At 63.5% G+C, this 23,373-nt stretch carries 21 protein-coding genes; 8 read left to right on the top strand and 13 right to left on the bottom strand.

The genetic code is table 11. From position 1 onward, the window contains the following. Window positions 1–20 precede the first annotated feature (20 nt). On the bottom strand, window positions 21–4,865 hold the full coding sequence (locus AB5Y70_RS15585; RefSeq protein ID WP_161648198.1) for an alpha-2-macroglobulin: 4,845 nt from the start codon (window positions 4,863–4,865) through the stop codon (window positions 21–23). A gap of 329 nt (window positions 4,866–5,194) precedes the next feature. Continuing rightward, the gene (locus AB5Y70_RS15580; RefSeq protein WP_010674281.1) at window positions 5,195–5,329 is read right to left on the bottom strand and encodes a hypothetical protein; all 135 of its coding nucleotides are present in this window, start codon (window positions 5,327–5,329) and stop codon (window positions 5,195–5,197) included. Window positions 5,330–5,359: 30 nt separating this feature from the next. Between AB5Y70_RS15580 and AB5Y70_RS15575 the strand changes: the two genes are divergently transcribed. Continuing rightward, a complete protein-coding gene (locus AB5Y70_RS15575) occupies window positions 5,360–6,454 on the top strand; it encodes an AI-2E family transporter (protein WP_102948261.1) in 1,095 nt (364 codons plus the stop codon). A 167-nt stretch (window positions 6,455–6,621) separates the two neighbouring features. On the opposite strand, the gene AB5Y70_RS15570 is transcribed toward AB5Y70_RS15575, so the two are convergent. Next, a complete protein-coding gene (locus AB5Y70_RS15570; RefSeq protein WP_102948260.1) occupies window positions 6,622–8,310 on the bottom strand; it encodes an FAD-dependent oxidoreductase in 1,689 nt (562 codons plus the stop codon). A gap of 134 nt (window positions 8,311–8,444) precedes the next feature. Between AB5Y70_RS15570 and AB5Y70_RS15565 the strand changes: the two genes are divergently transcribed. The 3 genes from AB5Y70_RS15565 (at window position 8,445) to AB5Y70_RS15555 (ending at window position 13,041) form a co-directional block, all read left to right on the top strand. After that, window positions 8,445–11,384, top strand: a complete 2,940-nt coding sequence (locus AB5Y70_RS15565; RefSeq protein ID WP_102948259.1) for a GGDEF and EAL domain-containing protein — start codon at window positions 8,445–8,447, stop codon at window positions 11,382–11,384. Between the two features lie 75 nt (window positions 11,385–11,459). Further along, on the top strand, window positions 11,460–12,302 hold the full coding sequence (gene pflA / locus AB5Y70_RS15560) for a pyruvate formate lyase 1-activating protein (RefSeq protein WP_010674272.1): 843 nt from the start codon (window positions 11,460–11,462) through the stop codon (window positions 12,300–12,302). 97 nt (window positions 12,303–12,399) lie between these two features. Then, complete coding sequence (locus AB5Y70_RS15555) at window positions 12,400–13,041, top strand: energy-coupling factor ABC transporter permease (protein ID WP_041215455.1); 642 nt, start codon at window positions 12,400–12,402, stop codon at window positions 13,039–13,041. Window positions 13,042–13,098: 57 nt separating this feature from the next. Here the strand turns inward: AB5Y70_RS15555 and AB5Y70_RS15550 are convergent, their stop codons facing one another. From AB5Y70_RS15550 to AB5Y70_RS15535, 4 genes are all read right to left on the bottom strand, one after another. Beyond that, a complete protein-coding gene (locus AB5Y70_RS15550; protein ID WP_010674270.1) occupies window positions 13,099–13,791 on the bottom strand; it encodes an ABC transporter permease in 693 nt (230 codons plus the stop codon). A 3-nt stretch (window positions 13,792–13,794) separates the two neighbouring features. After that, a complete protein-coding gene (locus AB5Y70_RS15545; protein WP_010674269.1) occupies window positions 13,795–14,535 on the bottom strand; it encodes an ABC transporter permease in 741 nt (246 codons plus the stop codon). A 105-nt stretch (window positions 14,536–14,640) separates the two neighbouring features. Next, window positions 14,641–15,414, bottom strand: a complete 774-nt coding sequence (locus tag AB5Y70_RS15540; RefSeq protein ID WP_010674268.1) for an ABC transporter substrate-binding protein — start codon at window positions 15,412–15,414, stop codon at window positions 14,641–14,643. Window positions 15,415–15,479: 65 nt separating this feature from the next. Next, window positions 15,480–16,250, bottom strand: a complete 771-nt coding sequence (locus AB5Y70_RS15535) for an ABC transporter ATP-binding protein (protein ID WP_010674267.1) — start codon at window positions 16,248–16,250, stop codon at window positions 15,480–15,482. A 532-nt stretch (window positions 16,251–16,782) separates the two neighbouring features. On the opposite strand from AB5Y70_RS15535, the gene AB5Y70_RS15530 reads away from it, so the two are divergent. Next, window positions 16,783–17,685 (top strand): lysine exporter LysO family protein, encoded by a 903-nt coding sequence (locus AB5Y70_RS15530; protein WP_102948386.1) that lies wholly within the window; start codon window positions 16,783–16,785, stop codon window positions 17,683–17,685. 81 nt (window positions 17,686–17,766) lie between these two features. Here the strand turns inward: AB5Y70_RS15530 and iadA are convergent, their stop codons facing one another. Both iadA and AB5Y70_RS15520 read right to left on the bottom strand, forming a co-directional pair. Further along, a complete protein-coding gene (iadA, locus tag AB5Y70_RS15525; RefSeq protein ID WP_041215457.1) occupies window positions 17,767–18,897 on the bottom strand; it encodes a beta-aspartyl-peptidase in 1,131 nt (376 codons plus the stop codon). Between the two features lie 58 nt (window positions 18,898–18,955). Beyond that, on the bottom strand, window positions 18,956–19,735 hold the full coding sequence (locus AB5Y70_RS15520) for an ABC transporter substrate-binding protein (protein WP_102948258.1): 780 nt from the start codon (window positions 19,733–19,735) through the stop codon (window positions 18,956–18,958). 65 nt (window positions 19,736–19,800) lie between these two features. Here AB5Y70_RS15520 and AB5Y70_RS15515 point away from each other — a divergent pair, with 65 nt between their 5' ends. Beyond that, window positions 19,801–20,124 carry a hypothetical protein gene (locus tag AB5Y70_RS15515; RefSeq protein WP_041215459.1) on the top strand — a complete coding sequence of 108 codons (324 nt, stop codon included), beginning with the start codon at window positions 19,801–19,803 and terminating at the stop codon, window positions 20,122–20,124. Further along, entirely contained in the window at window positions 20,121–20,732 is a 612-nt protein-coding gene (locus AB5Y70_RS15510; protein WP_041215460.1) for an ACP phosphodiesterase, read from the top strand. Before AB5Y70_RS15515 ends, AB5Y70_RS15510 begins: the two co-directional genes overlap by 4 nt. A gap of 38 nt (window positions 20,733–20,770) precedes the next feature. Here the strand turns inward: AB5Y70_RS15510 and AB5Y70_RS15505 are convergent, their stop codons facing one another. The 4 genes from AB5Y70_RS15505 to arsC form a co-directional block, all read right to left on the bottom strand. After that, window positions 20,771–21,241, bottom strand: a complete 471-nt coding sequence (locus AB5Y70_RS15505; RefSeq protein ID WP_368176078.1) for a linear amide C-N hydrolase — start codon at window positions 21,239–21,241, stop codon at window positions 20,771–20,773. Further along, window positions 21,219–21,842, bottom strand: a complete 624-nt coding sequence (locus tag AB5Y70_RS15500; RefSeq protein WP_368176077.1) for a linear amide C-N hydrolase — start codon at window positions 21,840–21,842, stop codon at window positions 21,219–21,221. The genes AB5Y70_RS15505 and AB5Y70_RS15500 overlap by 23 nt, the downstream gene beginning before the upstream one ends. Window positions 21,843–22,090: 248 nt before the next feature. Beyond that, window positions 22,091–22,465 carry a DUF2069 domain-containing protein gene (locus AB5Y70_RS15495; protein ID WP_010674261.1) on the bottom strand — a complete coding sequence of 125 codons (375 nt, stop codon included), beginning with the start codon at window positions 22,463–22,465 and terminating at the stop codon, window positions 22,091–22,093. Continuing rightward, window positions 22,462–22,812 carry an arsenate reductase (glutaredoxin) gene (arsC, locus tag AB5Y70_RS15490; protein ID WP_010674260.1) on the bottom strand — a complete coding sequence of 117 codons (351 nt, stop codon included), beginning with the start codon at window positions 22,810–22,812 and terminating at the stop codon, window positions 22,462–22,464. Before arsC ends, AB5Y70_RS15495 begins: the two co-directional genes overlap by 4 nt. A 60-nt stretch (window positions 22,813–22,872) precedes the next feature. Here arsC and AB5Y70_RS15485 point away from each other — a divergent pair, with 60 nt between their 5' ends. Next, complete coding sequence (locus AB5Y70_RS15485; protein ID WP_104452737.1) at window positions 22,873–23,352, top strand: TlpA disulfide reductase family protein; 480 nt, start codon at window positions 22,873–22,875, stop codon at window positions 23,350–23,352. Window positions 23,353–23,373 lie beyond the last annotated feature (21 nt).

Genomic DNA, 23,373 nt, shown 5'->3' with positions numbered 1-23,373 from the left:
CCCGCTCAAGGGAGGGTTTGTTACTCAGAGATGATCACCTCATGGATATCCTCACCCACAGCCCGGATCTCGGGTCGGTACATATCCTCCACCTGGGTCGGCGGCACCTGATAGCGACCCGGCGTCACCGCCCGCATCAGGTAGACCAGTTGCTGGTTGCTCCCGGCGCTCAGATCCAGCGCCGCCGTGTAGCGGTCATCGCGAAACTCCTGATGCTTGAGGTAGTCGTTCCACTCGCTCTGCCACGCCGGTTTCCCCTCGATGGAGAGCTCTTCGAGCTTGATGCTGTTGCCAAGGGCCGGGTTCTCCAGCTCAAAGCCAGCGGGCACCATCTCCACCAGCAGGGCATCGGGCACCGCCGATTCACTGCTGACATTGAGCCGCACCACCACCAGATCGCCCACCTTCACCTTGGTCGGGTCAAAACGCTGACCGTCGCTGTTGAACCAGCTGCGGGTCACGCTTATCCCCTGACTCAACCGGGTAGGAGCCTGTTCGGGGTAGCCGATCACAGTGCGCTGCACATAGAGGGAGCCCTTGCCCTCGTTGGTGACGGCGCTCGCCGCCAGCGCCTCAGGGGTGCCCTGCTGCAGCGGAGCCGAACCGCTCAGGGATCCACTGCCAAGAGAGGAAGCCACCCTGGCCTGCCAGTCGACGGCCGGATCGACGCGGGCGAGTCGCAGCAGGGCGAGCCGCTCCTGAGTGCTGAGCCACTGACGATGGGCCAGGGTATCGGCCACCTTGGCACTGAGGGCCGGCCAGCGCTCCGCAGCCAGCTTGTGCTGGCGCAACAGGGAGAGCTCAAGGGCCTGATCGCGCAGCGGCGAGCCGTAATCCCCCAGATAATCGTCCCCGCGCTCGGTCGCCAATGCCCGGCTGAGGGCCTTGGCGGCATTCTGCTCATCCCCCATGGCCGAGAGCGCCAGCGAGAGGTGCAAGAGTGGCAAACCGGAGCGGGCGTGATCGGCCTGCTGCTCCCAGACAAGGCGCAGGGTAGCGAGCGGCGCCTTGCCCACCCGGGCCAGCACATAGGCACTGTAGGCCTGATAGGCCAGCCGGCTGTGCTCGGGGGCACTGCTCCAGCGCTCGCCATACTGGCTGTCGGTGAGATAGCTCTGCAGCCGGTTCAGCGCCTGATTGAGCATCGCCTCCGGCACGGCATCGCCCGCCTCCTTGCGCGCCAGCAGGTAATCGGCGGCATAGGCGGTGAGCCACTGCTCCTCGTCGGAGCGGCCATCCCAGAGGCCAAAGCCGCCGCTGGGCAGTTGCAACCGCTGCAGCCGTTGCAGCAGGGCGCGTTGCACATCCGCCTCGCTCGCCGCTTTCTTGCCCTCTGCGGGTTTGCTCCATGCGATGCGCTCATCCGCCGTGGTCAGCAAGTAAGGCCAGGCACGGGACAGGGTCTGCTCCAGACAGGCATAGGGGTAGTCGGCCAGCGCCTGCCACTGGGCTGCCGGATCCCAGGGGGGAGTGCCGGAGAGGCTGAGCAGCCCCTGCAGGTTGGCGCGATCCAGCCCGGCCAGCTCAGCTGGCGCAAAGCTCATCTGCTGACCAGGAGCCAACATCTGGTAGCGCTGGCGAGTCTCGGCCGGCCAGGGGGAGCGCAGCGGCAAAGTCCAGTCGCGGCTGATGGCAAAATCCTTGCCGCTGGCCGCCAACTGCAGGCTTGCCACACCGCTCGCCCCGGTCACGGTGAGCGGCAGGGTCAGCCACTGCTCCTCGCCGTTTTTCAGGGCAAGGGTGGGGGGCAGCTCGCCGTTTGCTTTCAGCCCGCCGTTGAGGGTCCAGACAAGGGAGAGGGTCTGATCCTCACCGCTCATGTTGCGCAGCTGCACCAGCGCCCGGGTCTCATCCCCTCTGGCGCCAAAGCGCGGCCAGCCGATCTCTGCCACCAAGGGCGCCACCACCTTGACGGCGCGCTCGGCCTCACCGACCTGCTGTTCGTTCCAGGCCAGCGCCATCAGCGCCAGCTCGCCGTTGAAGTTGGGCAGCTCGAGCGGGATCACCGCCTTGCCACTCTCATCAAAACTCACCTCGCCGCTCCAGAGCGCGGCAATCTCGACCCGGCTCTCCAGCGCGCCGCCCTTTTTCAGCGGCGCCCGGTCACCCCCGTAGTTGAGGCGAGCCAGCTTGCCATCCTGCGGCGGGATCACCTGGCCGTAGTTGTCGAACAAATCCTGGGCGTAGCGCTTGCGACCAAAGAAGATCTCGAACGGGTCGAGGGGTTGATAATCGCTGATGTTGAGCACACCCCGATCCACCGCCGCCAGCACCACGCGGCCCTGACTGTTGGGGGTGGAGGTGGCGGTCACTTCCAGCCGGGTGAGCGGCACCGCTTTGTCCGGCGCGCTCAGGGTAAGCGGCAGACGGCGCGCTTCCCGATCCAGGGTGAACGGCACCAGCCCGACCGAACGCAGGCTCTGCCCCTGCTGCTTGCCGACCGGTTTGGAGGCACTGTCTGGCGCGGCGATCTGGGCCGAGATATGCAGATCATGGCGCTGCCACTCGGGGCTGACCGGGATCTCGAACTCGCCGCGGGCATCCTTGGCATCGTTGCCGGCCCCCTTGAGCTCGATGCGCTGCCACCAGCGCAGGCCGTCGCCATCTTCCACCAGCAGCAACCCCTTGCCGGGGCGCGGGGCCACCAGGGTCACTTTGGCCTTGTCACCCGCCTGATAGGCGCGCTTGTCGAGGGTGATGGCGATCTTGTCAGGCCGTGCCTGCTCGCCACCGCCGCCCCAGGCGTAACTGCCTATTTCCACCCGCAGGCTCGATTGATGGCCCTGACTGTTCTCCACCTCCAATCGATACCAGCCCGCCGCCAGTGGCAGCGTGAGCGGGGTCGGCCCCTTGCCATCCAGCTGCAGGGTCTGCTCCTGCTCCAGATAGGGCTGGCTGTTGAACTCATACTTCCACCCCTCCCCATCGGCGTAGTGCCAGTAGTAGTCGCGGTACTCGTTGATAAGGCGCACTTTCACCACCCCCGCCACCGGCTGGCCCTTGTCATCGAGGTTGAGGATCTGGAAGGGGAGCGGCTTGCCCCCTTCCACCCGATCCGCCACGAAGTCGGCCTTGAGCGCCGGCCACTGGCTGCCCGCGGGCCAGCCATACTGGATGCGGCTGCGATTGACGGCGCGGCCACCGGGCTCGGAGAGCGACACCCGATAAGCCACCTCCAGCGGCCCGAGCGCGCGCACATTATCGAGCTCATCAGCTAACGAAAAAGTCCCCTGCCCCTGCACATCCAGGGTGAGATTCAGCGGCTCGAGATCCCTGGTCTGCTCGGCGAGCAGCACGTCACCCAGAGTGAACTCCTGCCACTGGGTAAAGGGCATGGTGGCGCGGCTTAACTTCACCTCCGCCTTCGCCTTGGTGGCACTGGCTGGTGCGCCGTAGAGATAGTCCCCTTGCAGCGGCAGGGTGAGGGCGGCGTCCAGACTCGTCACTTCCCCATCCGGCCCCTTGCCAAGCTGCAGTTTCAGCCGCTCCGGCAGAAACTCCTCCACCAGGAAAGGCCACTCGAAACGGCTGCCGGCGGCAGTCTTGAGGTTGATGGTCCAGCGCCCCAGCGGCGCATCATCCGGCAGACGCAGGCCGTAGTGGGCCGCGCCAAGATTGTCCGGTAGCAGGCGCTTTTGTTCGAGCAGCTGGCCGTCCGGCTGTTTCACCTCCAGCTCCACCGCCATGCCAGGAAGCAGCTGGCCATCCTGCCCTTTTAGCAGGATCTCGCTGTCGAGCCGCTCGCCGGGGCGATAGAGATCGCGTCCGCTGAACAGATAGAGCTGCTGGGCCTGCCAGGGCTGGGTGCCGAGCTCGAAGGTGGAGAGATCGAGGGCCGCGCCATCGAGGCGCAGCACCGCCAGATGCTTGCCCTGCTCGGCCAGCAGCAGGCGAGCCCCCTGCACCTGATCGAAGCGGCGATGACCTTGGGGGTCGGTGGTTTGCACCTGCAGCCGGTTGCCCTTCTGGTCGAGCAGGGAGAGCTGCACATCCTTGAGGGGGTCGGCGCTGGCCAGGGAGCTGACGAACACCTCCAGCTCATCGCGGTAACGGCGGGCACTGAGCCCCATGTCGCTCACCGCAAAGTAGGTGGTCTCCTTGCGCCAGTCGTAGTTGCCAAGGGGGGACATTACCGCAAAGTAGACGCCAGCCTCCGCCAGCTGCGGCTCCTTCACATTGATAAGGCGGGTCTCGCGCCGGTTGGCATCGAGCTCCAACGCATAGCGGCCGCTGAATACCCGCTTCGCCCGCTTGGTGATCTGCTCAAGCTCCCAGTTGCCCATGCCGGCACCGGGGCGATACTCGGCCAGGAAACGGGGCAGGTATTCGGCATCGACCCGAAAGAAGTCGATATTGACCTCGTCCACATTGACCGCGCTGATGGGCAGGCGCAGCTCGTCGCGCAGCGGCAATACCATGCCGCTCGCGGTAAAGGAGGCCCCCGCCTCCAGCGGCCGGGTCTTGAGAGTCCAGCTCTGGGGGGATGGGCCCAGCCCCGCCTTGAGGCTCACCTCGTAGCTTTTGTCGGGCTGAACGTTCGGGAAATAGAGGGTGCGACCATCGTCGGCGAGGATCCACTCCCCCTGCACCTGCTTGCCCCCTTCACTCACAGAAAGCCAGCTCTGCCAGTTTGCCTTGGGCGCCAATGGGCCGGAGAAGACCAGCGCCAGCGCCGGGGCATCGCGATATTGGCGAGCATTGGCTTGCACGACTGAACTCGGCTCCCCTGCCTCCTGCCGGGCAGTGGAGCCGGTGGTCGGAACCTGGCTGACAGGCTTGTCGGGGCCGCAACCAGCCAGCAGCAGCGCCGCCAGCCAGGCCACACGGGGAAGACGAGTCACGGGGCTGGAGAGAGAGAGGTGCATGGTGTTCATCCAGGGTTGGATCGCCGCAGCGCAGGAGCCAATAGAATAAAGCGTCACTCCCGGGAACACCAACTGCCATATCGGGCGGCATCGGCCAACAGAGATGCCTACATCGCCTCGGACGGGAGCACGACGCCCCGTGAAGCGCGAGGTTTATTCGAGGCCCCGTATGCGATCTCCTGTTCCAGGAAAGGGGATTGTCGTGCTTTTCTGAACCCGGGCTAAACCGGGCACCACTGTTCACTTGTGCGCGATCGGGCCATTCATTATGCTCGGCCCGCTCAACGCAGGCCTTCCAATCAACGACATATCAAGCAGATAAATATTTCTTAAGCCTTGAACACCTGTGCCATACATAACGTGCAGGTGCGCTCGATGTATGCTTCAACCATTGAAAACAAACTTATTAATTGTCCATCGACCAGAATGCCGACCTTGAGTTCACACAGGGTCAGCGGGGTCATGCATCCATCCCTCTCTGGAGTCATATCAGCATGGAAAATAACGATCTGTCCCTCGTCGAAAAAAGATTGGTTGCCAGATTCCTGGACATGTTCATCAAATTTGGCCTTATTCTGGCGCTAGGCTCGTTCTGCTTCACCGTGTTCTCCCCTTTCATGAACATGATGCTGTGGGCCCTGATCCTGGCGGTCACCCTTTACCCCCTCCATCAGCGCTTTGCCGCCAGACTCGGGGGAAAACAGGGTCAGTCGTCCACCCTGCTGATCCTGCTGGGCATCCTGCTCATCGTGGCCCCCACCGCCGCCATGCTGGGCTCCCTGGGCGACAGCGTCAGCGCCTTGGTCGACAAGGTGGAGAACCACACCCTGGTGATCCCGCCCCCCTCCGCCGGGATTGCCGACATCCCCCTCGTTGGTGCCAAGATCCATGGCCTCTGGATGAAGGCATCGGTGGACTTGCCCGGCCTCCTCATCAGCTACAAGCCGCAGCTCGGCGACATGGCCAAGCAGACTGTCGCCATGCTCGCCAGCATGGGGGGAGGCCTGCTGGGCTTCGTCGCCTCCTTCATCGTGGCCGGCATCATCATGGCCTGGGGGGAGCCGGGCGCCATCAGCGCCGATCGCATCGCCATACGCATCACCGATGAGCGCAAGGGCCTCGCCCTGACCAAGCTGTGCACCAGCACCATCCGGGCCGTGGCCATGGGGGTTATCGGGGTCGCCTTCATCCAGGCCCTGCTGGCCGGCGTCATCATGTCCCTCGCCGGGATCCCGGCGGTCGGCATCTTCTTCGTCCTGGCGCTGATCCTGGGCATCGCCCAGATCCCCGTCATCCTGGTCACGGGACCGGCCATCGCCTTCATGTGGATGGCGGGGGATCACGGCACCCTGCTCAACGTCATCTACTCAGTGCTGCTGGTCGTGGCCGGCATGGCCGACAACGTGCTCAAGCCGCTGCTGCTGGGACGTGGTGTCGATGCACCCATGCCGGTAGTGCTGCTGGGGGCCCTGGGCGGCATGGCCACCAATGGCATCCTCGGCATGTTCATCGGTGCCACCCTGCTCTCCATCGGCTATCGCATCTTCATGGCATGGGTCGACGATGCACCGGCCAACGCGGCGCAGTAGCCTCCCCTCCTTCACCCCCTGTGGCGATGCGGCAACACCCTGTCCGCACGCCCCTCGGCGACGCGGCAGCCTGATCGGCATCGGCCCCTGATGAAGAAACGGGCCACTCACTGGTGTGGCCCGTTTGCATACAGAGTGATCAATCGGGCCATTTCAGCATGGAGGATCTACTCGGCGATCACCGTCTGCCAGGTCTTGAAGCCGCCGGAGAGGTTCTTCACCTTGAAGCCGTGCTGGCTCAGCAGGCGGCAGGCCACGTGACCCCGCAGTCCCACCTGGCAGCTGATGAGCAGCTCTTTATCCTTGGGCAACTCATCAAGGCGGCCACGCAGCTCGTCCAGAGGAATGTGCATCGCCCCCGGAATGCGTCCCAGCTTGTCGAGTTCGGGGCCGTTTCGCACATCCACCACCTGCTGATGGGGGTGGCGAGCCTGCACCTCGGCTGCGTGGCAGAGCAGGGTGTCCCCCTTCAGATGGTTGCTCGCCACGAACCCGGCCATGTTGAGCACATCCTTGGCCGAGCCAAAGGGCGGCGCATAGGTGAGCTCCAGATCCTGCAGATCAAACACGGTGAGGCCGGCGCGCTGGGCCACCGCCAGCACGTCGATGCGCTTGTCGATGCCATCCTTGCCGATGGCCTGGGCGCCGTAAATCTTGCCATCGGGGGCAAACAGCAGCTTGAGGCTGACCGGGTGGGCGCCGGGATAATAGCCGGCGTGGCTGCCCGGGTGGACATAGACCTTCTCGAACGGCAGCCCCAGCTGCACCAGCCGCTTCTCGTTCAGCCCCGTGCTCGCCACCGCCAGATCGAACAGCTTGCAGATGGCGGTCCCTTGCGTCTTCTTGTAGGTTTCGCTTCGCCCCAGCATGTTGTCGGCAGCGATGCGCCCCTGGCGGTTGGCGGGGCCCGCCAGCGGGATCAGCACGGACTCGCCGGTGACGAAGTCGGTCTCCTCCACCGCGTCCCCCACCGCGAAGATGCAGGGATCCGAGGTGCGCATGCCCGCATCCACCTTGATGCCGCCCCGCGGTCCCAGCACCAGCCCCGCCTTGGCGGCGAGCAGGGTCTCGGGCTTGACGCCGATGGCGAGGATCAGCAGGCCGGTGTCGAGATGAGAGCCGTCGCTCAGGGTCAGGCGCAGTCCACCCCGCTGGGCGGTCGCCACGGCGGCGGTCTTCTCGGCAGGCACCTCCAGGCTTTCGATGGCAGCAAGGCCGGTGCGCAGGCGAAGATCGACCCCCTCTTCGCGGATGCGGGCGTGGAGCAGGTTGGCCATCTCCTTGTCCACCGGCGCCATCACCTGATCGGAGAGCTCAAGCAGGGTGACATCCAGCTTGCGCTGGTGCAGCGCCTCCATCATCTCCAGCCCGATGAAACCGCCCCCCACCACGGTGACGTGGCGGGGCTTGTCGTGCGCCAGCGCCGCCAGGATGCGATCCATGTCGGGAATGCTCCGCAGGGTGTGTACCCCCGGGCTCTCGATGCCGGGGAAGGGAGGCCGGATGGGGGCAGCGCCCGGGCTCAGCAGCAGCACGTCGTAGGCTTCGCGCCGCTCTTCGCCGGTGAGCAGGTTGCGCACCAGCAGGCTCTTGCCGGCCCTGTCTATCTCGATGACGTCGTGAAACACCCGCACATCCACGTTGAACCGGCGCTTGAAGCTTTGCGGTGTCTGCAGCAGCAGGGCATCCCGATCCGGGATATCCCCCCCGATGTGATAAGGCAGACCGCAGTTGGCGAAGCTCACGAACTCGCCCCGCTCGAACATCACGATCTCCGCCTCTTCGCTCAAACGGCGGGCACGGGCGGCGGCGGACGCCCCCCCGGCCACACCACCCACAATCAAGATCCGTTTCATCTGCAAGACTCCACTCAACAGGAAATGACCAATAAATTAGACTTATCTAATTTAGAATTCAATGAAATTTTGTTTGCCACGGATTTGCAGTATTCTTGCCCTCCGACAATTGCTCAACAGGATAGTGTCAGTTCATGTCGTCTACCGCGCTCAGCCATCTTCCGACCGCCAGCCAGGCGCCCCTGTTTTTCCGCCTGGATACCCGTAGTCAACGGCTGGTCGCCCTGACCGATGTGATGCAGACGCCGCTCCACTGGCTCGACGAGCCCCGCAGTGCCTGGCCGGCCCAATTGCCGGACGCCCTGCGCCAGCCTATCGAGCAGCGGCTGGCCAGCGGCAAGGGGGGCAAGCTGGTGCTGCGCTTTGACGCCCTCCTCTGGCACATTTCCCTCTCCCACGAGCAGGACGCCTTCTGGCTCATCTGCCTGCAGACCCAGTCCCAGGAGAGCGCCGCCAGCCTGTCCCTGCAACTGCCGCGCCTGAGCCAGATGGCCAGCCAACAGCAGTATGACGCCATGCTGGAGAGCCTCAAGGAGTGCCTGGGGGCCGATCGCCTGATCCTCTGGCACTACCAGGCCCATGGCGCCCTTGGCGGCGAGCAGCTGACCCCGGTGTTCACCCTGGGGGTGGACGCGCTCGGTGCCATTCGCGGAGACAGCCGCTACATCCGGGCCCTGCGCGCCCGGGGCGCCCTGAGCTTCTCGGAGGCGGCCCACCAGCCCATGTTGAGCCAGCACTACTATCTGGCCGATGCCAATGTCTGCTCCCGCCTGGACGGCGCCTTGCTGGAGCAGGAGAAGCTCATCGGCGTGCTCAGCCTGGAGTATGCCGAGAGCACCCTCATCAGCGATGACACCCTGCAACTGGTACGTCATTGCGCCCGCTTGCTCGGCCACTGGCAGCCGGACCCCGTGGCGACCGACGCCCCGGACCTCGCGCCCCCACCCGGGCTTGCCAACCTGACCGGCAACGATTACTGCCGCGCCCTGCTGCGCTGGGCCATGGGCCTGAGCGGTGCCCACAGGGGCTGGATCGGCGAGTTTCAGCCTCGCGGTCAGGATCTCTGGCTCATTCCCCGCTGCGTGGTGGAGGGGGATGCCTTTGCCGTCGTCAAACCCATGCCCATGGACATCGGCCCGGGCCGGGAGATCTTCCAGCACGGGCAGAGCCTCTACGTGGAAGATCTGGCCCTGCGCTATCCCCAGTCCAGCCAGCTGCTGGCCCTCGACGCCAAGGCCTATGTCGGTATCCCCTTCCCGGGGCCAAACGGTCTCCCCCTGGGGCAGCTCACCCTGCTGCTCGCCACCCCTCTGGCCGATCCCGCGCCCCTGCTGGACGTCCTCTACGAACAGCGCGAGCGGGCCGCCAGCGAGTTGCAGCGCCTGGCCAATGACGATGCCCTGCGCCTGGCCGAAGTGGCCTTCAACACCCACGACGGCCTGCTGGTGATGGATCACGGGGGCATCATCCTCAAGGTCAATGCCTCCTTCAGCCGCATCACCGGCTTTGCCAGCGAGGAGATGCTGGGCCTGCACATCGACGCCCTGAGGCCCACCTACTATGGCGACACCCTCAAGGAGGAGGTGATCGCGGCGGTCAACCGGCAGGGATACTGGCTCGGGGAGGAACAATGCCTGCACAGGGAAGGACACCTCTTCCCGGTGCGGCTCATGGTGAGCGGGGTCAAGGACGAGGAGGAGGAGATCAGCCACTTCGTCTGCAGCTTCCACGACATCACCCAGGAGAAAGAGACCGCCCGCCACATCGAGCGCCTCGCCTACTACGACGACCTGTGCGATCTCTACAACAGGCGCAGCCTGACCGACATCATGCAGCGCACCCTGCAGGCCTCGAGTGGCCAGTGGGGGGCCCTGCTGCTGCTGGATCTGGACAACTTCAAATCCATCAACGACTCCCTCGGTCACGCCTGCGGCGATCTGCTGCTCCAGGCCGTGGTGGTGCGACTCAAGTCCCTGCCCCAGGAGAACCTGGTGCTCGCCCGCACCTCGGGTGACGAATTTGCCCTGCTCTTCACGGCGCTGGGCCAGGGCTATATCACCGCCAAGATCCTGGCGGAGCACTTTGCCCGGGAGCTGATGGGGATCTTCCGTGCCCCCTTCGACATCGGCGATCACAAGCTGCACTGCAGCGCCTCCGTGGGGATCAGCCTGTTCAGCGATGACGACAAGGATCACCTTGTCCTGATGCAGCAGGCCGATACCGCCGTCCACATGGCCAAGCGCGCGGGTCAGGGCAACCATATCTTCTTCAGTGAAGCCATGGCGGAAAAAGAGAAGAGCAAGCTTTCTCTCAACAACCAGCTGCGCGATGCCCTGCGCAACAACGAGCTGGTGCTGCACTACCAGCCCCAATACCGGGTCGACAACGGCACGCTCTCGGGCATAGAGGCGCTGCTGCGCTGGCAGAAGGCCGACGGCACCATGGTGCCCCCCGGGGAGTTCATCCCCATCGCCGAGGAGACCACCCTGATCCAGGAGATAGGCTACTGGGTGATGAAGACCGCCTGCACCCAGTACAGCTTCTGGCTCAACAACGGCCTCGCCATCCCCCATCTGTCGGTCAACGTCAGCGCCCGCCAGTTCCACACCGCCGGTTTCGTGCAGCAGGTGGAGTACATTCTGCGGGACACCGGGGTGCCCCCATCGCGCCTGCTGCTGGAGATCACCGAGTCCGTGGTGCTGGAAAACCGGCTGGAGAGTATCGCCAGGATCCGCCAGCTCAAGGCCCTCGGCCTGCTCATCTCCATCGACGACTTCGGCACGGGCTACTCCTCCCTGGCCTATCTGCGGGATCTGCCCGCCGACGAGGTGAAGCTCGACAGAAGCTTCATCCAGACCCTGGTCCACAGCGAACAGGACAAGGCCATCGTCAAGGCCATCCTGGATCTCGCCCGGGTGTTTCGTTTCACCGTCACCGCCGAAGGGGTGGAGGAAGAGGAGCAGCTCGCCGTGCTCAAGGCCCTGGGATGCCAGCATTATCAAGGCTTCCTCACCAGCCGGCCGCTCCCCGTCAAGGCACTGGAGAGCCTGCTGGGTGCCACCCCTGCGGGCTAAACTGGTAGGATTTATAGGGCTTTCTGTCATAAAATAACGACCGCTCGAACCTTGTCCGCACCATTGGAGTCGTCTATGTCAGTCATTAACCGGATCCCCGCCGTTGAATCCAAGGGACCTGCCACCCCCGGCACGCAGCGGATCCCGACCGTTGAAGCCAGCGACACCGGCACTACCGACATCATTGGCCGGATCCATTCCGTCGAGACCTGCGGGACCGTCGACGGCCCCGGCATCCGCTTCATCGTGTTCATGCAGGGCTGCCTGATGCGCTGCAAGTATTGTCACAACCGGGACACCTGGGACACCCAGGGCGGCCGCGAGGTCACCGTGCCCGAGCTGATGAAGGATCTCACCAGCTATCGCCACTTCATGAATGCCTCCGGCGGTGGCGTGACCGCCTCCGGCGGCGAGGCCATGCTGCAGCAGGAGTTCATCGCCGAACTGTTCACCGCCTGCAAGGCCCAGGGGATCCACACCTGCCTCGACACCAACGGTTTCGTGCGTCACTACGACGAGTTGCTCGACCGGGTGCTGGACAACACCGATCTGGTGCTGCTCGACATCAAGCAGATCAACGACGAGAAGCACATCCCCCTCACCCACGTCAGCAACAAATACACCCTGGAGTTCGCCCGCTACCTGGCCTCCCGCGGTCAGACCATGTGGATCCGCTACGTGGTGGTGCCCACTTGGTCCGACGATGACGAGAGCGCAGAAGGACTCGGCCAGTTCATCGCCGAGCTGGGGGAGTGCGTCGAGAAGGTGGAGCTGCTGCCCTACCACGAGCTTGGCAAGCACAAGTGGGACGTGCTGGGAGATACCTACGATCTGGTCGGCATCAAGCCCCCCAGCAAGGAGACCATGGACAGGGTCCAGGGCATCCTTGGCAAGTATCACCCCAACGTGAAGTATTGAGACAGGAGGCCGCCCGGCAGAGGGCGGCCTCTTTTCATTGCGCCGGCGTTCTTCGCCACGGCGCCATCACCGACAGCCGCATCCGGGGGAACCGCTCATGAGTGAAGGACAAGTCGCCGCCCTCCTGCTCTGGCTGGTGCTGCTCGCCTTCAGTCTGAACGCCTCCCTGCTGCGCACTCTTGGCGCCCACCCGCTCTATCAGCATCTTTGCCTCGGCGGCGCCATCGTGCTGGTACCGCTGTGGACCTTGCGGGCCGGGTTGCACGAGGGGCTCGAGATCCACTTTCTCGGCCTCACCAGCCTGACCCTGCTGCTGGGCTGGCGCCTCGCCCTGCTCGCCCCCTGCCTCACCCTGCTGCTCCTCGCTTACTTCGGGGTCATCCCCCTGGCCGACATCGGCTGGCAGGCCCTCATCGGCGTCGCCCTGCCGGTGGCCACCAGCTGGCTGCTGTTTCTGGGGAGCTGGGCCTGGCTGCCTCGCCACCTCTTCGTCTATCTGTTCGTGGCAGCATTTCTCGGGGGGGCGCTGAGCATCTCGGCCAAGGTGATCGCCAGCGCCTTGCTGATGGGGGTGAGCGGCACCTATTCCTGGCACACCATCAGCGCCGACTACCTCTCCATCTGGCCGCTGCTGCTCTTCCCCGAGGCGCTCCTCAACGGCATGACCATGACCCTGCTCGCCGTCTATCGCCCCCACTGGGTCAACACCTTCTTCGACAGGGAGTACCTGGGGCGCTGAGCCTGCCCGTGGTCCATAAAAAAAGCCCGCAGTTGCGGGCTTTTTCTCTGCGGGCAGTCAGACGCTGCGCGGGCGCAGGTGGGCATGCCAGCGGGCTTCCCACTTCTTGAACAACCAGACGATGACGAAAGTGAGCAGCATGTAGAGCAGACCTGCGGTCAGGAACGCCTCGAACGGGCTGTAGTAGCGGGAGTTGATGATCCGCGCCGCCCCCGTCAGATCGACGATGGTGATGATGCCCGCCACCGCCGACCCCTGCAGCATGAAGATCACCTCGTTGCTGTAGGCCGGCAGCGCACGGCGAAACGAGTTGGGCAGGATGATGCGGGTCAGGGTCTGCCAGCGGGTCATGCCGAAGGCGCTTGCCGCTTCTATCTGCCCCTTGGGCATGTTCATCACGGCGCCACGCACTATCTCGGCGGTGTAGGCGCCGGTGTTGAGAGTGAACGCCAGCAGGGCACAGAACCAGGCTTCCGAGAAGAGGGACCAGGCCGCACTGTTCTTGAGCCACTCCCACTGAGCGGCACCGTAGTAGATGATGAAGAGCTGCACCAGAAGCGGGGTGCCACGGAAGAAGTAGATATAGGCCCAGATTGGCCCCTTTATCAACCAGTTGCGGCTGTTGCGCAGTATGCCCATGGGCACCGCCAGCATGAGCCCCAGCATGAGCGAGGCGGCCACCAGCCAGATGGTGGTATAGAGACCCTCCCAGTAGGTGGGCCACTCCTTGAGAATGATCGAGAAATCCATGGCTTACCTCGTCTTGATGGCGTAGTGACGCTCGGCCCACTTGAGCGCCGAGGTAGAGACTGCGGTGAAGACCAGGAAGATCAGCGCCACCGCCATGTAGAAGGTGAAAGGCTGCTGGGTCGAGCCCGCCGCGAGCGACGCCTTTCGCACCATATCATCGAGCCCGATGATGGAGACCAGGGCCGTGGTTTTCAGCAGCACCAGCCAGTTGTTGCCAAACCCGGGCAGGGCGTGGCGCATCATCTGGGGAAAGAGGATCCGCACAAAGACCTGGCTTGCCCGCATGCCGAAGGCACGGGCCGCCTCGAGCTCCCCCTTGTCCACCGCCAGGATGGCGCCGCGGAAGGTCTCGGTCATGTAGGCGCCGAAGATGAAGCCGATGGTGGCGACCCCGGCCGCAAACGGGCTGATGTCGATGTAATCGGGCAGCAGGGAGACCCACTCCTGGTTCGGGTTGCTCGCCAGCAGGTGGTTGTTGTAGGCCTCGTTGACCCAGGTACAGATCCCGTTGATGAGCACCTGGCCGCCGAAGAAGAGCAGCATCATCAGCACCAGATCCGGGATGCCGCGAATGACGGTGGTGTAGGCCGCCGCGATGCCGCGTGCCCACTTGTAGGGAGAGAGCTTGGCCAGGGCCCCCAGCATGCCGAGCACCAGGGCCAGCAGCAGAGAGGCCAGCGCCACCTCCAGGGTGATCCAGGCCCCCTCCAGCAGAGAGGTTTCGTATCCTTTCAAATCAAACATATGCAATGCAGCTCCATCGCAATCGGGCCCGTCACTCCCAGCGGAAGGCAACGGGCCCGATGACTACTGACGGGATCAACCTGTCGTTGTTCGCCTGACGTCGGCTTACTCGCCGTACACGTCGAAGTCGAAGTACTTGTCGTTGATTTCCTTGTACTTGCCATTGGCACGCAGGGCCAGGATGGCGGCATTGAATTTCTCTTTCAGATCCTTGTCAGCCTTGCGCACCGCGATGCCGGCACCCTCGCCAAACCACTTGGGATCGGTCAGTTTCGGGCCGATGAACTCGAAGGCATCGCCCCCTTCCTTCTTCAGCAGGCCGTCGCTGATGGCGGCGGAGTCGGCCATCACGTAGTCGACACGGCCGGATTTCAGATCGAGGTAGGCTTCATCCGCAGTGCCGTAGCGCTTGATGGTGGCATTGGGGAAGTTGTCGGTGATGTAGGTATCCATGGAGGTGGCACGCTGCACGGCGATGGTCTTGCCGTCCATGAAGGCCTTGTCAAGCTGGATCTCGGTCCCTTTCTTGGCGGCGAAGCGCGCCGGGATGTGCTGGTACTTCTGGGTGAAGTCCACCTTCTTCTTGCGCTCTTCGGTGATGTCCATGGTGGCGATGATGGCGTCATACTTGCGCGACAGCAGCGCCGGAATGATGCCGTCCCAGTCCTGCTTGATCAGGGTGCACTTCACCTTCATCTCTTCGCACAGGGCGTTGGCGATGTCGATGTCGAAGCCTTTCACCTCGCCGCTCGGCTCGGTCCAGGAGAAGGGGGGATAGGCCCCTTCCACCCCGATCCGGACCTCTTTCCACTCCTTGGCCATCAGGCTACCGGAACACAGGGCCGTCATCACGGCAGTCGCCAGCATCAGCTTGTTCATGTATCTCTCCTTGATAAACACGTCGATCGTTGAAAGTACGGATGGTTGAAATTGAATCCCGTCCATCAATAGATGGACGAGATGAATTGCTTGAATCGCTCCGACTTGGGATGGGCGAAGATCTCCTTGGGATTGCCCTCCTCCTCCACGCGCCCCTGGTGCAGGAACATCACCTTGTTCGACACGTCGCGGGCGAAGGACATCTCGTGGGTCACCACCATCATGGTACGCCCCTCTTCCGCCAGCTCGCGCATCAGGCCAAGGACCTCCCCCACCAGTTCAGGGTCGAGGGCCGAAGTAGGCTCGTCAAACAGCATCACCTCGGGCTCCACCGCCAGCGCCCGGGCGATGGCGGCCCGCTGCTGCTGACCGCCGGAGAGGTGACCGGGATAATAGTCGCGACGCTCCCACAGCCCCACCCGGTTGAGCAGATGCTCCGCCTTGGCGATGGCCTCGGCACGGGGCACCTTGAGTACCTGGATGGGCACCTCGATGATGTTCTGCATGATGGTCATGTGGGACCAGAGATTGAAACTTTGAAACACCATGGCCAACCGGCTGCGGATACGCTCCACCTGGCGCATGTCTTCCGGCAGGCGTTCGCCGGAACGGCTGGTTTTCATCCGGATCAACTCCCCATGGAGGGAGACGCTGCCCGATGAGGGGGTTTCAAGCAGATTGATACAGCGTAGAAAGGTCGACTTCCCCGAACCCGAGGAGCCGATGAGGGAGATCACATCCCCCTTGTGGGCCGTCATATCGATGCCCTTGAGCACTTCGTGGGTGCCAAAATACTTGTGCAGATCACGAACTTCCAGTGCGGCAACGTCGCTCATCCATTACAACCTTGTCTGTCCCTAGACGCCGCTTCGGCGTGACTCCACCACCGTCCATTTAACAAAACGTTAACCGATGGCAACCTTCAGCGAAAATATCATTGAGGTAGTGAAAAAACAATACAGAACCGAGGTATTTGGTGTTTTATCTGTATTTTTATTGGCCTACTGAGTATTTTTCAGCACTTTGTCTGCATAAAATCCATTTTTTGTCGCACCTTCCCTACCGCTCTTTTATACCCGCAGCGCACTGGTAGCAAGCATATTTCACCATATCCGCCAGATGTCATCTAAAAGGACTTTATTCATCCAGGCAGATTCCCCTTCTCTCGTCATTTCATGGGGATGAAATTGATTTTTCAGGTGATGTGGCCCTCTTTCTCTGTTTGCATACAGAGCCGACTGTCATCAAAAAACACAACAATATGATAAAAAAGTCCCGTATGGGCCATGCTGATGCACAGATCCGTGACACAGGTGCAACAAGTCGTGATAAGGTGCCGTTTTTCCACGTTTTGTGATCGAGGCCCCGATGTTGCTCAATGTGTTGCTGATCCTGCTGCCGCTCGTGATCGGCTATCTGGTTCCCCTCTCTTCCGCCCGTCTGATCAAACTGGTCAACCAGTCCCTGGGCAAGATGGTCTACTTCATCCTGTTCCTGATGGGGCTGGGGCTGGCCTATGTGGAGAACCTGGGCAGCAACCTGGCAGTGATCTTCAAGGTGGCAGGGGTGATGCTCGCAGCCATTACCCTCTGCAACCTGCTGGCCCTGTGGTGGCTGGACAAGCGCAGCCCCCCCACCCACGAGGCCAGTGACGGCAAGATGCCGAGCAAGCTGCACCTGTTATGGGAATCCCTCCAACTCTGTTTCGTGGTGCTGGGGGGCGTCTTGCTGGGGCTGGTGGTGGACCTGCGCGCCCTGCCCATCGACAAGTTGAGCGAGTGGGCCCTGATGCTGCTGCTCTTGCTCATCGGCATCCAGATGCGCAACTCCGGCATGCGCCTGCGCCAGATCCTGCTCAATCCCTGGGGCATGAAGATCGCGCTCACCGTCATCCTCAGCAGCTGGCTCGGCAGCCTGCTGGCCGCCCAGCTGCTCGGCATGCCCTTTGCCCATGGCCTCGCGATGAGCTCCAGTTTTGGCTGGTATTCGCTCTCCGGCATCCTGGTAGCGGACAAGCTGGGCCCGGTGCTGGGGTCCGCCGCCTTCATCAACGATCTGGGGCGCGAGCTTATCGCCATCCTCATCATCCCGGTGCTGATGCGCCGCCACCCCAGCGCCGCCATCGGCTACGGCGGCGCCACGGCGCTGGACTTCACCCTGCCTGTCATCCAGAAATCCGGCGGCATCCAGGTGGTGCCGGTGGCCATCGTCTCCGGCTTTATCCTGAGTCTGCTCGGCCCCATTCTGATCCTGGGGTTCCTGGCTATCTGAGCCCATGGCACGAAAAAGCCCGGCACTGCTGCCGGGCTTTTTGTTGATGAACTGAGCGGGCTGGATGACAGGCGCCGGTATTCAGGTGCGCCACCGACCCCCACTCATCACCCGCTCGATGGCGAACGTATCAGGATCGATCAGCAGCAGATCCGCATCCTGCCCCACCCCCAGGGTACCCTTGCTCGCAAGCCCCAGCGCCCTGGCCGGATTGGCCGTCACTACCGCCAGTGCCGTCTCCAGTGCCACCCCCTTGCCGCAGGCCGCCACCACCTCCTGCCACAGGCTCCCTATCTGGCCGCAGCGCAGCTCGATGAGGCGCCCCTCGCCGTCAAAGCGCGGCAGACTGGCGTTGGCGTCCGAGCTGAAGCTGATGCGATCCACGGGCACGCCGGCCGCCAGCAACGCCACCAGGGCGTCGGCCGCGAGCCGCTCCCCGTCATCCAGCAGATCCGGGAAGCTCGACGTGGTGAGGTCGACCCAGCCGCCTGCCCGACCCCACTCGATGGCCTCGGCAAAGAGCCAGGGGTTGCGGTTGCAGTGGGTGGGGTAGAGCTGGCGTTGCGGGATGTCGGTGCCGTCCCGCAACGCCCGCAGGGGCGCCAGCGCCCCGCGGCCATCCCCCAGGTGAAAGAAGCTGACGCCACTTTTACCCGACAACAGCCCGGCCACCCGCGCCTCGCTCGCCAGCCGCGCCAGCTCGTCGTGGGTGGGGGCGCTGGACCTGTGATCGCTGATGGCCACCTCCCCCACCCCCAGCACCTCGGGGATCAGCATGATGTCCGACTCCACCGTGCCGGTGAGGGTCTTGACCGGCAGGTGGTAGGAGCCGGTGTACATGAAGGCGCTCACCCCGGCGGCGCGAAACTCGCGCACCTTCCCCAGCACCTGGGCCGGGCTGCGGGTCAGGCTGTCGGTGCCGAGCGCCGCCACGAGCGTGGTAACCCCCGCCGCCAGAGCTTCCCTTGCCGAGAGCTCCGGCGTGCGAAAGCCGAAGCCTCCCTCGCCGCCGCCTCCCGTGATATGGGCGAGCGGGTCAACCAGTCCGGGCACCAGATAGCGGCCGCCAGCGTCCACCCGCGTCAGTGGCCAGTCGACCGGAACCGTCAGTCCCTTGCCCATCCAGGCGATGCGGCCATCCGCCACCAGCAAATCCTGCTGGCCGAGCGGGGCCGGACTATGGATCTGCGCACCCTCGATCAGGGTCAACATGGGGTCTCTCCTTGCTGCATGAAAAAGGAGGGAGCAGGCTCCCTCCGACTGTTACCCATCAACCGCCATAGATATCGTACTTGAAGTACTTCCGGTTGATCTCCTGATACTTGCCGTTGGCGCGCAGGGCCTTGATGGCGTCGTTCAGCTTGGCCCTGAGATCCTGATCCCCCTTGCGCACCGCGATCCCCATGCCGTCGCCAAACCATTGACGGTCGGTCAGGGCCGGCCCCACATAGTCGAACTTGTCGCCCCCTTCCTTGCCAAGCAACCCCTGTTCGATGGCTGAGGCGTCTGCCAGCAGGGCCAGCACCCGTCCCGCCTTCAGGTCGAGGTAGGCTTCATCGGCACTGCCGTAACGCACTATGGTGACGCTGGAGCCGAAGTTGTCGGTCAGGTACTTGTCGTGGGTGGTGGCCCGCTGCACGCCGATGCGCTTGCCCGCCATCCCTTCCGGCGTCAGCGTCAGTTCGGTGCCCCTGGCCGCCACGAAGCGGTTGGGAATGTGGGCATATTTCTCGGTGAAGTCGACCTTCTTGCGCCGCTCGTCGGTGATAGACATGGCGGCGATGATGGCGTCGTACTTGCGCGACAGCAGGGCCGGGATCATGCCGTCCCAATCCTGGGCCACCAGTTCGCACCTGACGGCCATCTGCTGGCACAGGGCGTTGGCAAGATCGATGTCAAATCCCTTGATCTCTCCGGACGCATCGGTCCATGAGAAGGGTGGATAGGCCCCCTCCACGCCAAAGCGTACCGTCTTCCACTCCTTGGCGGTGACGGGGGTGGCGAGCAGACAGGCAGCAACAAGGGCTGACAGGGTCAGTGTGGTCTTCATCGTGAGTACTCCATTACATAAAAAGCGCACAGGCGCGGTCAAGGCATCGCAGGCAGAGGCAAGCGATGGCCAACAAACGGCAAATTGCAGATGAGCGGGATTACGCCGCTATGGGCGTCAATGAACTGCTCCGGGGCCTCGACCTATTCGTCGAACCACTCGGAGAGATAGAAAGGCTTGAAATAGAAGGCCAGAAAGAAGCCTCTGGCTTTGCGCATCATGGTGATTTGTCGCGTCCTGTGACAAAGATGGCAAGCACCTTACCACGCCTCAAATTTGCCCGGCAAGGGGACTTGGGGATGAAACATCCTGCCCATGGTCAATCCGGCCACGATTCGTTAGGCTCGGATCACCCGTTCACGCCCAGGCACGCGAGCCCCATCCCATGAATTTTCTCGCCCACCTCCATCTGGCGGCCCATACCGGCAGCTCCCTCACCGGCAACCTGCTGGGGGACTTCATCAAGGGTCCGCTACCGACGGGTCTGGCTGACCACTTCGACGAGGGGATCTGGCTGCACCGCAAGATAGACGCCTTCACCGATGCCCACCCGGCCCATCGGGCCGCCGTGGCGAGCTTCGCCCCCCCCTGGCGCCGCTTCGGCGGCATTGTGGTGGATATGCTCTACGATCACTGGCTCAGCCAGCACTGGCAGAGGTTCAGCGCAGCCCCCCTGCCCCACTTTCTGGCGCAGAGCTATGGTCAACTTCTCCTGGATCATCACAGCCTGCCACAGGGCCTGCCGATGGCCCTGCGGCGCATGGCCGAGCAGGACTGGCTGGCCTCCTACCAGTACCGGGAAGGGGTGGGGGCGGCCCTCAACGGCATCGGTCGTCGGCTGCGCCGCCCCGTGCCGCTCGGGGAGGCGCTCCACGCCCTGGATCAGGCTCGCTGGACCGAGGCCGAGCACGCCTTCCTGCACTTCTACCCGGAGCTGATGCGCTTTTGCGAGGCGCAGATCGCCACCCACCGCACTGCCACCTCATCCCCGCCATAAAAAACGCCCCGAGCGGGGCGTTGTCATCGGGGGAATGCTCAGGCCTTGGGGCTGGCCGGCAGGAAGCGAAACGCCTTGGCCGGGACGAATTTCTCCGCCGTCTCCCCCGCATAGAGCTGCTGCTCGGTCAGGGGCAACTTGCGCACCGGGGCCCCCGCGGCGAGATCCAGCTTGTCCATGCTCACCCAGAAGGTGTTGGGCAGATGGGTCAGCTCGAAGAAATAGCGGCGATGCTGCTGATCCGCCACGCTGCGCCACAGGGTGGTGGAGATGTTGGGCTGATCCGGGGTGCTGATCCCCATGGGTACCGAGACGTTGCGCATCACGCTCATCACCCCGGCTACCGCCTCGTTGGCCTGGTCGGTCTTTGGCAGGGTCTTGATGTAGAAGGAGGCGCGGGCAAATCGATCCGCCGAGCGGTTGGTGCCGGGCAGCATGGTGAGGCCGCCAATCTCCTCCCAGTAGTCGTTGAGGGCCAGTTGCTTGTCAAAGGTCGGCGAGTTGGTCATCACCTGATAGCTGCGGTCGTGGTAGATCTGCAGCTTGCCCCCCCACGTACTGGAAGATGGCGGAATCGCCGCTCGCATCGGAGAGGGAGAGGTGCAGCTGGCCCGGCTTGCCATCCGGGGTCAGGGTGGTCACCACATAGAATTCATCTCTGGAGAGGGCCTCGACCGCCTCGGCCACGGTGGCGAAGTTGTCCAGGGCATACTGGGCCCAGAGCGAGATGGAGAGGGTCTTGCGCGGATCCTTGTCGCTCGGGGTCACATACTCGGACTCGGTCAGATAGAGCAGGTTGGCCACCAGCCCCTTCTCGTTCATGCCGTCGGCGGTGCCTGCATCGAAGCCTGCCGCCACCACGGAGCCGTAGCGTGACGTCCACGTCATGGAGTGCGCGCCGGCCTCCCCTTCCCGCGCGATGCCACGGGGCAGCGCCCAGAGATTGGTCGGCATGGCGCTGCGCCAGTCCATGGTGCGACCGGTCACCACCAGCGCTCCCTCCCCCTGATAGACGGCGCGGGTACAGGCATCGGCGAGGGAGCTGACGGAGAGGGAGACGGTCAGGGCCAGCAGGGTCTTGTGCAACAGGGGGGAACGCAGGATTGTCATATGGATCACTCGAGTCTGGTGAAAACACAAGCATACCCCTTTTTGCATAACAGGGGCTGACTGAGGCTGGCAAGCCAGGTGGCAGATCTGTCAACAGAGGCGCTTCCCTGCCAATCAGCGATCAATATCCATAAATTAATCAAAGAGATAAGCAAGCCACTTCGGGGCGATACCGCCAGATGCCATTCGCTGGCTTGCGTCGGTTTCAGACACATACCCTGCCCGCCAGCAGGCGGACAGGGAGGGGCTCAGCCTTCCTTCTTGCGGATACTCAGCCCCAGCTCGCGGCCGCGCAGGCGGGCATAATAGATGGTGCCCACAAACGCCAGGGTGGTGAGCACCAGCTCCACCACCGCCAGCCACCGCTCCCCCTCATCCGTGGTGATCAGGGTCAGGGCGTGCAGGAAGTAGGGCATCAGCACGAAGTTGCCCCAGGCGTGGGTGTAGGGATTGCCCTGCACTATGCCCTTGAGGGGGAAGAGCAGCGGCACCGTCCAGATCACCGGCAACAGCCAGGGATTGAGGTCCGGGTGGGGCGAGAGCCAGAGGTGCCAGAGCAGCACCCAGGCCAACAGGCCGAAAAAACCGGCCAGGGTCAGCAGGCGAGCGAAGCGGGTGCTCACTTGAGGATCTCCAGCACCTGCTCGGGCGGACGACCGATGCGGGCCTGCCCGTTCTTGATGACGATGGGGCGCTCGATGAGCTTGGGGTGCTGGTGCATGGCACGAATGAGGTCATCGCCGCTCACCTCGCCGAGCCCCAGCTCCTTGTAGAGATCTTCCTTGGTGCGCATCAGCTGTCGGGGATCCGTGAAGCCAAGCTGACTCAGGAGGGTGCGGATCTGTGCTTCGCTCGGTGCCTGCTCCAGATAGAGCACCACCTCGGGGGCGACCCCGTGCTGTTCCAGCAAGGCCAGGGTTTCACGGCTCTTGGAGCAGCGCGGATTGTGGTAGATTTGGGTCTCGCTCATGATAACTCCCTGATTAATCGCAAGATGGGACAAGAAATGGCGCTATTGTAGGGGAAACGGATGGTCAGGGTAAGCGGGAAGGCTATGGAAATGAAACGGATCTGTTGGCTGATTGTGGCAACCCTGCTGGGGGCCTGCAGCCCGGCACCCGACTTCACCGACGGCGCGGGAAAGAAGGTCAGCCTCGCGGATCTCGGTGGCAAGCCGCTGCTGGTCAACTACTTCGCCCCCTGGTGCGCCCCCTGCCTGCGGGAGATGCCCCTGCTGGCAACATTGCACCAGGAAGGGCGGATCCGGGTGATCGCCATCAACTATGACCCCGCCTCCCCCGCCGAACTGACCGAGCTGGCACGGCGCCACGCCATCAGGGTTCCCCTGATGATCCCGGATGACGACGCCCGCCTCCCGTTCCCAAGGCCCGGGGCGCTGCCCACCAGCTATCTGCTCGATGCCAGGGGCACGCTGCTGGAGACCCTGGTGGGGGAGCTGGACGAACAGAAGCTCGCCGAGATAAAACGCCGCGTGGCGAGCGCCCCATAGCAGAGCCATCCATCACTCTCA

It is taken from the genome of Aeromonas sp. s1(2024), assembly GCF_040908005.1.
Lineage (GTDB): Bacteria > Pseudomonadota > Gammaproteobacteria > Enterobacterales > Aeromonadaceae > Aeromonas > Aeromonas caviae.
This window is presented reverse-complemented; position numbering and strand designations above follow the sequence as displayed.